The organism is Neorhizobium sp. SOG26 (assembly GCF_003491345.1).
GTDB classification, from domain to species: domain Bacteria; phylum Pseudomonadota; class Alphaproteobacteria; order Rhizobiales; family Rhizobiaceae; genus Neorhizobium; species Neorhizobium turbinariae.
On the sequence record NZ_CP025513.1, the window covers coordinates 1,102,386 to 1,115,410 of the forward strand.

Genomic DNA, 13,025 nt, shown 5'->3' on the forward strand with positions numbered 1-13,025 from the left:
AATACGTCATGCTACTAATTTAAACTGTCCACGAAGGCGGTGAATTCGGAACAGAGCGTTGCCATCCACTCGCCATCGCCTTCGCTATAAATACCGGTCCAGCCACAGCTGGCCGGGAAAACTTTCTGCCTCACCGTTACGCCGGAGGCCTTGAGACGGCTGGCATAACCAACTGTCTCGTCGTGCAGCGGATCATCTTCCGATGTCACGACCAAAGCGGGTGCGACACCCGAAAGCCGCGAACAGAGGCATGGCGCCGCATAGGGGTGCTGGAAGCCGCAGTGGGAGCCAAGATAGTGGCTCCAGCCTTCGGCCCAACGTTGGCCCATGCCGATCTTGTCAGCCTTGCGGATCGATGCCGTCGCCATCATCGGGTCGATCATCGGCGACAGAAGCACCTGGCCGCTCAACTCACCCGGCATCTGGTCCCGCGCCTTGAGTGCGACGCTGGCGGCGAGGTTGCCACCAGCCTCATCTCCGGCGACAAGGAGCCGCGACCGCGGGCCGCCGAACTGTTTGCGCCGTCCCGAAAGACACTTCAGTGCCATGAAGGCGCATTCCATCGCCTGCGGAAAGACGTTGTGCGAAACGCGGGAATAATCTGCCTCGAGAACGACGGCGCCCGTTTCCGCAAATGCTTTCCCGATGGGTCTTTCTATCTCCTTTCGATCCCGGCTGAGGAACGCTCCGCCACGCAGATACAAAACAAGAGCGGGAGCCTTGCCTTTGGCTGCTCCTTCATAAAGCCGCATCGGCACCGATGGCTTAGTCGTTGCAAAATCGACGTTTTCCCACTGTACCGACATTCATTGTTCCTCCGGCTTACAATCCCACTTTAACGGGTCGCTTGCCGTTGAGTTCGCATCTGATATTATTGTTCAACGCCGGTCGCACAAGTTTGCATTTTTGGCAACACTATTCCAAGTCGGCGGATAATTCGGGAGGCAGAGGAGAGCGCTATGGATCAGCTGTCTGCAATGCGGGTGTTCGTGCGCGTTGTTGAGACCGGGAACTTCTCTCGTGCGGCCGCGACGTTGAACATGCCGAAGACAACAGTGACCAACATGGTGCAAAGCCTCGAACGGCATTTGCGTACCACCCTGCTCAACCGCACGACGCGTCGCGTCATGGTGACAACGGATGGCGCGCTTTATTATGAGCGGGCGGCCCAGATCCTTGCCGAGCTGGATGAACTCGACGGCAGCATGTCGAACTCGCAGACTCAACCGACGGGACGCGTGCGCGTGGAGATGGCGGGCGCATTCGCGGATCTGCTTGTGATCCCCAACCTTTGTGACTTCCACACACGGTACCCGCAGATCACGTTGGATATCGGCGTGGGCGACCGGCTTGTTGATTACATCGCCGAGAACGTCGATTGCGCCCTGCGCGGTGGCACCCCGACCGATCAGTCGCTGATAGCGCGCAAGGTTGGCGAGATCGGCTTTCGCTTCTATGCGGCGCCGCGATACATCGAAAAATTTGGCATACCGAACCATCCGAACGAGTTGACGGAAAGCCACTACTGCATCGGTTACCTCAACGCGACGAGCGGCAGGATCATGCCAATGGACTTCTGCCGTGGTGACGAGAAACTCGAGATCAACCCGCGCTACGTGATCTCGGTCAACGATGCCCGATCCTATGTCAACGCCGCAATCTCCGGCATCGGCATTGCCCAGGCCGTCGAGTTCATGGTTCGCGATGCGGTGGCCAGAGGAGAACTGATCGAGGTGCTGCCGGACTGGGATTGTGAGCCCTTGCCGCTCTACATCGTTTATCCGCAGACACGGCACCTTTCCAACAAGGTGCGGGTCTTCGTTGATTGGCTGGCACGACTTGTTCAGAACTTGAAGGCCGAGGAGCAGCGGGCGCAGATACGCAGGGCGAGCTAACCCGGACGTTCGCGCGGTCAAATAAAATCGGGGGACACGGTGTAGGATCGTCCCCGGCATCAACGTCATCCTGACGTGAGCTGCAGAGGTGCAGCGCCAACCAAGGGAGAGTATGATGACGAAGAACACGATTTGCCTCTGGTACAATCATGATGCGGAAGAGGCAGCCCGCTTCTACGCAACCGTCTTTCCGGACAGCGAAGTGACGTCAATCATCCGTGCGCCGGGCGATTATCCTGACGGCCGGGAGGGTGATGTTCTGGTTGTCGAGTTCCGTGTCGCCGGCGTGGCATGCATCGGCTTGAACGGCGGCCCGATCTTCAAGCACAACGAAGCCTTTTCCTTCCAGATCTCGACCGAAGATCAGGAAGAAACCGATCGTTACTGGAACGCCATCGTCGGCAATGGCGGCCAAGAAAGCGAATGCGGCTGGTGCAAGGACAAATGGGGTATCTCGTGGCAGATCACGCCGCGTGTCCTCACTGACGCTCTGGCTGTCGGCGGCGCCGAGGCAAAACGCGCCTTTGACACCATGATGACGATGAAGAAGATCGATGTTGCCACGATCGAAGCGGCACGCCGAGGCTGAAACAGAAGCCTATAACGTGGTGACGCTAGAGCGTTGACACGCTGAAGATGTTTCTGCATCTTCGCGCTATTCCGAGGGGGGCATCGCAACGATGCTGAGATGGCGGTGAGCCGGACCCTTGAACCTGATCCGGGTCATACCGGCGTAGGAACGGAAACGGCGTCACCTTTCGCGACGGCACTTTCTCTTCTCGCTTCACCTGGATCTCCGTGAACGCCTGGGTTCGGAGACCATCTGATGTGGCCAAATGCAGCGACCCGCTCCCGCCCCGGAGCAAGCCGAGGAAGCGACGTTTCGCTTGCACGAGCGGCGGATCGGGTTCTTGGCTTCGTCGAGGCGGGTCTCGCGACCGTTGCCGCGGTCATTCTGCTGGCTTTGCTCGCCTTGGTGACGATCAATGTCGTCCTGCGCTATTTCTTCCACACCGGCATTATCGGCGCAGAAGACGCGGCAATCTGGCTGCATGTCGCCCTGATCGGACTTGGTGCGCCCATTGCCTTGAACGGTCCCCTGGCAATGCGGCTTGATGTGTTCACCCGTCTCTTGCCCAAGGGGTTGGACACCGTCGCACAGATGTTGGCTGACGTCTTCTCCATCTGCGCTGCATTGGTTTTGATCTCTGGGGGACACGAAATCATCGCCATGCTGGGCGGTGTTTCGCCGACGCTCGGGCTTCCGGAATGGATACGTTTTTCGTTCCTCGCCGTCGGCGGTGGACTGATCGTCATCGTCCTGACCCTCAGGCGTGCGGCGGACGGCCAACTGACACGACTGATCGTTTCAATGTCGATTGGCATCACCGCGTATTCGATCATTCAGAGGTTCGAGATCAACAGCGAGCTCCCGGCGAGCATCTTCCTGGCGGCGACGGCAGCACTCGGTATGTTGCTTGCGGCGCCACTCGCCCACGCCTTCCTCGCCGCCGCCTATGTCGCAACCGCTGTCGGAAGCGCACTGCCGGAGCCAGCGATCGTTTCCACCGCCGTGGCGTCGATGTCAAGATTCCTGCTGCTGGCCATCCCCTTCTTCCTGCTGGTCGGCAGCCTGTTGACGGTGTCGGGCGTCGCCAGTCATCTGGCTACGTTCGCTGCCTCCATGGTCGGACATCGCCGCGGAGGTCTGGCACAGACGACATTGCTGACGAGCATTTTATTTTCAGGCGCATCGGGCTCGTCTGTCGCCAATGCCGCCTTCGGTGCTTCGACCTTCCAGCCGCAGTTGGTGAAGCACGGTTATCCGCCCGCCCAGGCCGGTGCCATCATTGCCGCGACGTCCGTCCTCGACAACATCATTCCGCCCTCGATCGCCTTCCTGATCCTTGCGGCCGCGACCAATCTTTCCGTCGGCGCCTTGTTGCTGGAAGGACTGTTCGCAGGCCTGGTCATGGCTGTATGCCTCGCCGTCGCTATCCACCTCACGGTGCGTGGGCAGCCGCGCATGCCCGCTGCGACGAGCGGGGAGCGACGGCGCGCGGCGATCGCCGCTTTGCCCGCATTCGGCTTGGGACTGATCGTGGTGCTCGGCATTCGCTTCGGGATTGTCACGACCACCGAGGCTGCAGCACTTGCTGCATTCTATACCCTATGCCTTGCCATCCGCGCCAAGCTTGCGAGAGGCGCGATTTTCGGCGCCTTTGGCCAGGCGGCTCGGGAGGCTGCAGCAATCGGGCTCCTGATCGGCACGGCGGGACCGTTCGCTTTCCTTTTGGCTGTGGACGATGTGGCCGGCCTCGTCAGCGACTTCGTATCGCTTCTCGGCGGCAGCGCCTTCGCCGTCATCCTGCTTTCCAACCTCATTCTGCTGCTGGTTGGCCTGGTGCTGGATATCGGCGCAGCGATTCTCCTGTTCGGCCCGATCCTGCTGCCGTCGGCAGTTGCCGCGGGTATCGATCCCATACATTTCGGCGTGGTCCTAGTGGTGAATCTGATGATCCACGGGCTGACGCCGCCGCTCGGCATGCTGGTGTTTGTCGTCAGCGGCGTCACGGGCGTGCCGGCCACCGCCCTTTTCCGTAACGTCCTGCCTTACCTCTTCGCCTTGCTCATCTCGCTTGCGCTGCTCTGCGCCTGGGCGCTCATCTTCCAACGCATCAATCTCGGGAACTGATCATGATCAAGCTCAAACGTCGCCGACTTCTGAAAGCAACGGCAACTGCTGCCATGGCACTTGCGGCACCCAATCTGGCCCGCGCATCGATCCGGGCCAAGACGATAACCATCGCGTCGCTGCTGGGTGAAGACAAGCCGGAAACGCTGGTGTGGCTGAAGATCCGCGACCTTGTCGAGAGCAAGCTGCCCGGCGAGTTTCGATTCAACATCGTGAAGAACAGCGCCCTTGGCGGCGAGAAGGAAGTCCTGGAAGGCACGCGGCTGGGTTCGATCCAGGCGAGCCTGTCCACCGTCTCATCACTCTCCGCCTGGCTGCCGGAACTGCAGATTCTCGATCTCCCCTTCCTGTTCCGCGATGCGAACCATGTTCGCAAGACGGTTGAGGGCCAGTTGGGCGATGATCTGAAGCACAAGCTTGCAGCGCAGGGATTTGTTGTCGGCGACTTCATCAACTACGGGGCACGCCATCTTCTGACCAAGGAGCCTGTGACACGGCCCGAGCAACTTGCTGGCAAGAAGATCCGGGTCATCCAGAGCCCACTGCACACAACGCTCTGGAGCGCATTCGGTACGACCCCGGTCGGCATTCCCATTCCGGAAACCTACAACGCTCTCTCCAGCGGCGTCGCGGACGCGATGGACCTGACCAAATCCGCCTATGCCGGGTTCAAGCTCTATGAAGTGGTGCCATACATGACGGAGACCGGGCACATCTGGGCCTCTGGTGTCATTTTCTACGCCGCGCCTTTCTGGAAGCAACTGACCGAAGAGCAGAGGACGGTCCTTGGGGACGCGTCACGCGAAGGCGCGCGATATTTCGACCGGCTGATGGCGGAAGATGAGGCGAAATCAGTTGAACAGGCACTTGGCCACGGCGGCAAGATCGTTGCACCGGAGACCCCCGACGAGTGGCGAAAAGGCGCCCGCGGAACCTGGGAACGATTTGCCGAGACGGTGGGCGGAATGCCGCTCATCGAGTCCGTCCAGCAGATCGGCTGAATTCCGTTGCGCTTATGTTGGCGCGGCCGGGTGGTAGAACGGCCAGGGTGAGGTATCGGAGCCCGTCGGGATCGGCACCTCGATCACCACCGGGGCGTCCGCCGCGAGAGCCTCGGTGAGCGCGACCTCGAGTTCGGCCGGAGAGTTTGCCCGCATCCCGAGAACACCAAAACTCTGCGCCAGCGCGACAAAATTCGGGTTCGCCAGATCAGACCCGATAAGCCGGTTGCCATAGACCTGCTGCTGGTCGCGCCGCACGTTGCCATAGGCGTTGTTGTTGAAGACGATCGAGACGACGTTGATGCCGAACTGGCGCGCCGTTGCCAGTTCCTGCACGCCGAACAGGAAGCCCCCGTCGCCGGAGATCGAGACGACAGCCTTGTCCGGATGCGCCACCTTGACCCCCAGCGCGGTATTGAATCCGAAACCAAGATTGTCCTGATAGCCGCAGGTTACGTAGTGCCGCGGTGCGTACACCGGGAAGCACATTCGCGCGGTAAACCCAACCTGCGAGACCTCCTCCACGAAGAACCCATCGCGCGGCAGAACCTTGCGGATCACCCGAAGATATTCCTCTTGGGGCTGCACGCTCCTCAGGGCTTCCGCGGCTTCCGCCTTCAGCTGCCGATATTCCCCAACTCGAGAAGGTCGTTGCCCGACCCTGTCTTGGAGCGCGTCAACGAGAGCAGCGACGCCAGCCTTGGCGTCCGTCACCAGCCCGAGATCCGGCTTCAGTCGCACCATTTCGGTCGGATCAATGTCGAGGCGCAGAACCTTCAGGCCCGGCGGAAGCCAGCGCCAGCGGAAATACTGCAGCTCGAGCCGGCTGCCGACGCCAATCAGGAGATCGCATTGCGGCCAGAAACGCCACGCTGCATGCGCCATCATCGCAAGATCTTCGTCATCGCTGACGATGCCCTTGCCGTTGCGATGTGCGGTCACGGGTGCCTGGAGAAGCTTTGCAAGCGCCAGCACCTCATCACCGGCATCAACTGCGCCCGACCCGACCATGATCATCGGGTTCTTCGCAGCCGCGATCATGGAGGCGGCTTTTTCGATGAGTTCTGCATCGATCTGTGGCGCCGGCAGCGACGTTGCCGCTTCAGGAGTCGGAACTTCAGATGCCATGCCGAATACGTCCCAGGGCGCCTCGATCGCGACCGGCCGAGGACGCCCCGAATGCATCTGGGAAAATGCCTGGCGCATGATTTCGCCGGCCCCGGTGGGATGGTTGATCCGCTCAGCCCATTTCGTCAGGCCGCGCATCGTGCCAAGATGATCCGGCAGTTCATGTAGCTGCCCCCTGCCCTGCCCGATCAGGTGGGACATGATATTGCCGGTAAGGCAGAGAACCGGCGCGTTGGCGCCATAGGCGGTGCAGATGGCGGCGCCCGAATTCAGAAAGCCCGGGCCGGGAACCACAGTATAGACGCCCGTCCTGCCGGTCGCCTTGGCATAACCGTAGGCCATGTAGCCTGCGCCCTGTTCGTGGCGCGTATGAATGAACCGGATGCGGCTTTCGCGCGCCATGGCGTCGATGAGGTCGTACATATGCGCGCCGGGTATGCCGAAGACCGTATCCACCCCGTTCGCGACGAGCGAGTGCGTGATGATCTCCCCGGTCGTCATTTTCGGCATACGGCACCCTCCCCATGATCGTCGCGACTCCGAGTCCTATCGATCACCTCGCGGCCCATCAAGGCCACGCGGTGGGTATGGTTGTCTCTTGATGCGCTAGACCGTGAGGTGTCGCCTCGCATCCGGCGTATCCAGCGTCTCGGCCGGACCTTCATGCACGATTTCACCGCGATCCATGATGTAAACCTGGTCGGCAAGTTCCCGGCAGAAGTCGAGATACTGTTCCACGAGCAGGATTGCCATGCCGGTTGAATCCCGGAGATAGCGGATGGCGCGGCCGATATCCTTGATGATCGACGGTTGGATACCTTCCGTCGGCTCGTCCAGCACCAGGATCTTGGGCCGGGTGACCATGGCGCGCCCAATGGCAAGCTGTTGCTGCTGCCCGCCGGAAAGATCGCCCCCGCGTCGCCCGAGCATTGATTTCAGCACGGGGAAAAGTGAGAAGATCTCGTCCGGAATGAACCTGTCCTTGCGGGCAAGCGGTGCGTAACCGCTTTGCAGATTTTCCTGCACGGTAAGCAGTGGAAAAATCTCCCGCCCTTGCGGCACATAACCGATGCCTTGCCTCGCCCGGGCATAAGGAGGAAGGCCGTTCAGCACTTCATTCTGAAAGCTGACGGTTCCTGATGAAACGGCGTGCTGCCCGGTGATCGCGCGCAGGAGCGAGCTCTTGCCCACCCCGTTGCGGCCCAGCACGCAGGTGATCTTGCCCATGTCCGCGGTGAGGGAAACGCCACGCAGGGCCTGGGCCGCACCGTAATGAAGATTGAGATTGTTGACTGTCAGCATCGTTCTTAACGCCCCAGATAATTCTCGATCACCTTGGGATCGCTCGACACGAAGTCGATCGAGCCTTCGGCAAGCACGGACCCTTCAGCAAGGCAGGTCACCTTCACCCCAAGGTCCCGGATGAAGCCCATGTCATGTTCAACGACGACGACGGATCGCGTCTTGGCGATTTCCTTCAACAGGATCGCGGTCTCTGCCGTTTCCGCATCCGTCATGCCGGCGACAGGCTCGTCGACTAGCAGAAGCTTTGGCTCCTGTGCGAGCAACATGCCGATCTCCAGCCACTGCTTCTGGCCGTGTGACAGGTTGGCAGCGAGTTCGCCCCTGCGGTGGGTGAGGCGGATGGTGGTCAGGATTTCCTCGATCCGCTTTTGGTCTTCCGGTGTCAGCGTGTAGAAGAGGGTGGCGAAGACGCCGCGCTTGCGGTTGAGCGCCAGTTCAAGGTTGTCCCAGACCGTATGGCTTTCGAAGACCGTCGGCTTCTGAAACTTGCGCCCGATACCTAACTGGGAGATGTCAGCTTCGTCCTTCTTGGTGAGGTCGACTGAATCTTCGAACAGCACGGCGCCGGTATCCGGACGCGTCTTGCCCGTGATGATGTCCATCATCGTTGTCTTGCCGGCGCCATTCGGCCCGATAATCGCGCGAAGCTCACCGGGCTCCACCACGAAGGAGAGCGCATTCAATGCCTTGAAGCCGTCGAATGAGACGGAAACGTTGTCGAGATAAAGCAGGCTCTTGGTACGGGTTTCGGCAATCGTCGTCATGATCCTACTCCGCCGCCTGCGGCAGGAGGGCGGTGCCCCTGCCCTTTTCTTGATCCGCTGCAGCTCTCAAAGTCTTTCGCGATGTCCAGCCCTGCCGGATCGTGCCGACGATACCCTTGGGTAGGAACAGCGTGACCGCAATAAATAGCCCGCCCAGTGCGAACAGCCAGATTTCCGGAAATGCGCCGGTAAAGAAGCTCTTGCCGGCATTCACAAGAATCGCACCGATGATCGGGCCGATCAGCGTGCCGCGCCCACCGACGGCCGTCCAGACGACGACTTCGATCGAGTTGGCCGGCGCGAACTCACCGGGGTTGATGATACCGACCTGTGGCACGAACAGCGCCCCCGCAATTCCCGCAAACATCGCCGAGACGACGAAGGTGAAGAGCTTGATGTTTTCCACCCGGAAGCCGAGGAAGCGGACCCGACTTTCGGCATCACGAACACCCACCAGCACCTTGCCGAACTTGGAGTGGGTGATGGCGGAGGCGACGAGAAGGCAGAGCGACAACATGATCGCCGACATGGCAAAGAGGACCGCGCGCGTTCCATCAGCCTGGACCGGGAAGCCGAGGATGTCCTTGAAGTCGGTCAGGCCGTTATTTCCGCCGAACCCCATGTCGTTGCGGAAGAAGGCAAGCATCAGCGCGTAGGTCATCGCCTGGGTGATGATCGACAGATAGACGCCGTTGACGCGGGAGCGGAAAGCGAACCAGCCAAACACGAAGGCAAGCAGACCAGGCACGACAAGCACCATCAGCATGGCGAAGGGGAACCAGTCGAAGCCGTACCAAAACCACGGCAGTTCCTTCCAGTTAAGGAAGACCATGAAGTCCGGCAGTTCCGGATTGCCATAAACGCCGCGCGAGCCGATCTGCCGCATCAGGTACATGCCCATCGCATAACCGCCGAGAGCGAAGAAGGCGCCATGGCCAAGCGAGAGTATTCCGCAGTAACCCCAGACGAGGTCGAGAGCCAAGGCCAGGAGCGCGTAGCAGAGATATTTTCCCATCAGCGACATGGCATAGGTGGGGATGTGGAGGGCACTATCCGGCGTGGTCAGGAGATTGAGCGCCGGCACCAGGGCTGCGACGACAAGCAGGATTGCGACGGTAAGGGTGATCTTGCCGTCCAGCGCGCGCAGAATGAAGTTGGTGATCATGCTTCCACCGCCCTTCCCTTGAGCGCGAAGAGGCCGCGCGGACGTTTCTGGATGAAAAGGATGATGAGGACCAGCACCAGGATCTTTCCGAGCACGGCGCCGACCGATGGTTCGAGGAACTTGTTGAGGACGCCGAGCGAGAGGGCGCCCACGAGCGTACCCCAGAGGTTGCCGACCCCGCCGAAGACTACCACCATGAAGCTGTCGATGATGTAACTCTGCCCAAGGTTGGGCGAGACGTTGTCGATCTGCGACAGTGCGACGCCCGCAATACCCGCGATCCCCGAACCGAGCGCGAAGGTGAGCGCATCGACCCAGGGTGTTCTAATCCCCATGGAGGACGCCATGCGGCGGTTCTGGGTGACGGCGCGCATGTTGAGCCCGTAGGCCGACTTCTTCATCAGGAAGAGAAGCGCAAAGAAGATCGAAAGCGAGAAGAGGATGATCCACATCCGGTTCCAGGTGATCGTCATGCCGCCGAGCGGGAACGATCCGGTCATCCAGGACGGGTTGCCGACCTCCTGGTTCGTCGGGCCGAAGATTGAGCGGATCGCCTGCTGAAGGATGAGGGAGACGCCCCAGGTGGCGAGAAGTGTTTCAAGCGGGCGTCCATAAAGGAAACGGATCACGCCGCGTTCAATGAGGAAGCCAACGGCGCCAGTGACGAGAAAGGCGACAGGCAAGGCGATTGCAAGCGACCACTCAAAGAGGGCGGGCGCGCTGTCGCGTATCACCTGCTGCACCACGAAGGTCGAGTAGGCTCCGAGCATGACCATCTCGCCGTGGGCCATGTTGATGATGCCCATGACGCCAAAGGTGATCGCAAGGCCGATCGCAGCCAGGAGAAGGACAGACCCCAAGGACAGGCCGTACCAGATATTCTGGGCCATATCCCAGAGCTGCTGCTCGCTTTGCAACGCTGCGACGGCGGCCTCCACATCGGCCGTGAGTGCCGGATCAATGCTGCCGGAGATCGTGTTCAGGATGCCCAGCGCGTTGCGTCCACCCAGATCCTTGATCGTCTGGATGGCATCGCGTTTCTCCTCGACGGACCGATCTGAGGAGAGGACTGAGACGGCGCGCGCCTCCTCCATCCGGGCCTTCACCTCGGCATCTGTTTCTTTGGCAAGTGCGGCTTCGATGAGTTCCAGGTTTTCAGAACTTGGAGAGCGCATTACGGCATCTGCCGCCTGCAGTCGCACGCTCCGGTCGGGGCTCAGAAGCGTGAGACCGCCCATTGCGGAACGGATGGCGCGACGCAGGCTGTTGTTGACCTTGATCTTGGTGACGGCATTCTTGGCTACCTGGCCAGCGCTCTCGCCGGTGAGCGGCTCGACGAGTTCGAAGCCGTTTCCCGCGGTCTTTCCGATGAACACAAGATTATCTGTCTTGCGCACATAAAGATCACCGTCGGTAAAAGCCTGAAGCACCGGCACGACACGAGCGTCACCGGCCGCCGCCATCTTGCCGATCAGATCCTCCGCCTGGCTGAAGTTCGCCTTGGCGAGTTGATCGATCAACGGCTTCGGATCGACCGGCTGCTGGGCGAAGGACGGCGCGGCAAGGGAGACAAGGAGAAGAGCGAAGAATGCTGCGAACAAGCTTGTTATTCTCATAACCTCGCCTCCTGGTGGTTGGTGCTTCTGAGTGAGAGACGGTTTTCGGACTGACCCCTTTGCCTCGCACATGCGACGCTGCGGGACCCTGCGGTGCGCGCAGGGATAAGGGAGGAGGATGGCCATCCCCCTCCCTCAAAAGATACGCGTGATCAGCTACCCTTGCCGCCGCACTTGCCGGTGTCGACGTTGAAGTTGCCGCACGACATGGGTTTGCGCCAATCGGAGATCAGGTTCTTGGAGTCCGGCAGGTAGTCGGACCACTCGTCGCCAACCACCGACGGCGTCTGCTGTACAATCTCGAACTGACCGTCGGCCTGGATCTCGCCGATCAGCACCGGCTTGGTGATGTGGTGGTTCGGCATTACGGTCGAGGTGCCGCCCGAAAGGTTCGGGACGGAGACGCCGATGATGGAGTCGAGCACCGCGTCGGTGTCCGTGGTGCCGGCGGCCTCGACCGCCTTCACCCAGGCGTTGAAGCCGATATAGGCGGCTTCCATCGGGTCGTTGGTGACGCGCTTGTCGTTCTTGGTGAAGGCATGCCACTCCTTGATGAACTCTGCGTTCACTTCGGAATCGACAGACTGGAAGTAGTTCCAGGCGGCCAGATGCCCTACGAGCGGCTTGGTATCGAGCCCGGCAAGCTCTTCTTCGCCAACGGAGAAGGCGACGACCGGGATGTCTTCAGCCTTGACGCCCTGGTTGCCGAGTTCCTTGTAGAACGGCACGTTGGCATCGCCGTTGATGGTGGAAACGACGGCCGTCTTCTTGCCGGCGGAGCCGAACTTCTTGATGTCGGAAACGATCGTCTGCCAGTCGGAATGGCCGAACGGCGTGTAGTTCACCATGATGTCGGATTCGGCCACGCCCTTCGACATCAGGTAGGCTTTGAGGATCTTGTTGGTCGTCTGCGGATAAACGTAGTCGGTGCCCGCCAGCACCCAGCGCTCAACGCCTTCTTCGTTCGCCAGGTAATCTACAGCAGGGATGGCCTGCTGGTTCGGGGCAGCTCCGGTGTAGAAGATGTTGCGCGAGGATTCTTCGCCCTCATACTGGACCGGGTAGAAGAGGATCGAGTTCAGCTCTTCGAAGACCGGCAGGACCGACTTGCGGGATGACGACGTCCAGCAGCCGAACACCGCGGCGACCTTGTCCTGGGAGATCAGCTGGCGGGCCTTTTCGGCAAACAGCGGCCAGTCGGAGGCCGGATCAACCACGACCGCCTCGAGCTTCTTGCCAAGAAGGCCGCCCTTCTTGTTCTGCTGCTCGACGAGCATCAGCATGGCGTCCTTGAGCGTCGTCTCGGAGATCGCCATCGTGCCGGAGAGCGAATGCAGGACGCCGATCTTGATCGTGTCGTCGGCGGCAAAGGCGCCGGAAAGCGCCGTGGCGGACATGGCAGCAGCCAGCAGCGCGCCGCCCAGTTTGGAGCTAAATTTCATCGTGCGGACCCCTC

The 13,025-nt window shown here is 60.6% G+C and carries 11 protein-coding genes and 1 riboswitch; of the genes, 4 read left to right on the plus strand and 7 right to left on the minus strand.

Features of this window, described 5'->3' with window-relative positions; all coding sequences use genetic code 11:
- Positions 1-14 precede the first annotated feature (14 nt).
- Complete coding sequence (locus CYG48_RS21860; protein ID WP_118852749.1) at positions 15-806, minus strand: alpha/beta hydrolase fold domain-containing protein; 792 nt, start codon at positions 804-806, stop codon at positions 15-17.
- A gap of 153 nt (positions 807-959) precedes the next feature.
- Here CYG48_RS21860 and CYG48_RS21865 point away from each other — a divergent pair, with 153 nt between their 5' ends.
- From CYG48_RS21865 to CYG48_RS21880, 4 genes are all read left to right on the plus strand, one after another.
- Positions 960-1,895 (plus strand): LysR family transcriptional regulator, encoded by a 936-nt coding sequence (locus tag CYG48_RS21865; protein WP_118852750.1) that lies wholly within the window; start codon positions 960-962, stop codon positions 1,893-1,895.
- Positions 1,896-2,010: 115 nt separating this feature from the next.
- The gene (locus CYG48_RS21870; RefSeq protein ID WP_118852751.1) at positions 2,011-2,484 is read left to right on the plus strand and encodes a VOC family protein; all 474 of its coding nucleotides are present in this window, start codon (positions 2,011-2,013) and stop codon (positions 2,482-2,484) included.
- A 64-nt stretch (positions 2,485-2,548) separates the two neighbouring features.
- A riboswitch (TPP riboswitch) is annotated at positions 2,549-2,652 on the plus strand.
- A gap of 69 nt (positions 2,653-2,721) precedes the next feature.
- Positions 2,722-4,590, plus strand: coding sequence for a TRAP transporter large permease (locus CYG48_RS21875; protein ID WP_118852752.1), 1,869 nt, complete (start codon positions 2,722-2,724; stop codon positions 4,588-4,590).
- Positions 4,591-4,592: 2 nt separating this feature from the next.
- Entirely contained in the window at positions 4,593-5,591 is a 999-nt protein-coding gene (locus CYG48_RS21880) for a TRAP transporter substrate-binding protein (RefSeq protein ID WP_118852753.1), read from the plus strand.
- A gap of 12 nt (positions 5,592-5,603) precedes the next feature.
- On the opposite strand, the gene CYG48_RS21885 is transcribed toward CYG48_RS21880, so the two are convergent.
- The 6 genes from CYG48_RS21885 to urtA form a co-directional block, all read right to left on the minus strand.
- Entirely contained in the window at positions 5,604-7,229 is a 1,626-nt protein-coding gene (locus tag CYG48_RS21885; RefSeq protein WP_118852754.1) for a thiamine pyrophosphate-dependent enzyme, read from the minus strand.
- 96 nt (positions 7,230-7,325) lie between these two features.
- Positions 7,326-8,021, minus strand: coding sequence for an urea ABC transporter ATP-binding subunit UrtE (gene urtE, locus CYG48_RS21890; RefSeq protein ID WP_118852755.1), 696 nt, complete (start codon positions 8,019-8,021; stop codon positions 7,326-7,328).
- A 5-nt stretch (positions 8,022-8,026) separates the two neighbouring features.
- Entirely contained in the window at positions 8,027-8,788 is a 762-nt protein-coding gene (urtD, locus tag CYG48_RS21895) for an urea ABC transporter ATP-binding protein UrtD (protein ID WP_118852756.1), read from the minus strand.
- Between the two features lie 4 nt (positions 8,789-8,792).
- The gene (urtC, locus tag CYG48_RS21900; RefSeq protein ID WP_118852757.1) at positions 8,793-9,953 is read right to left on the minus strand and encodes an urea ABC transporter permease subunit UrtC; all 1,161 of its coding nucleotides are present in this window, start codon (positions 9,951-9,953) and stop codon (positions 8,793-8,795) included.
- A complete protein-coding gene (gene urtB / locus CYG48_RS21905; protein WP_118852758.1) occupies positions 9,950-11,569 on the minus strand; it encodes an urea ABC transporter permease subunit UrtB in 1,620 nt (539 codons plus the stop codon). The genes urtC and urtB overlap by 4 nt, the downstream gene beginning before the upstream one ends.
- Before the next feature lie 152 nt (positions 11,570-11,721).
- Positions 11,722-13,011 carry an urea ABC transporter substrate-binding protein gene (gene urtA / locus CYG48_RS21910; protein WP_118852759.1) on the minus strand — a complete coding sequence of 430 codons (1,290 nt, stop codon included), beginning with the start codon at positions 13,009-13,011 and terminating at the stop codon, positions 11,722-11,724.
- Positions 13,012-13,025 lie beyond the last annotated feature (14 nt).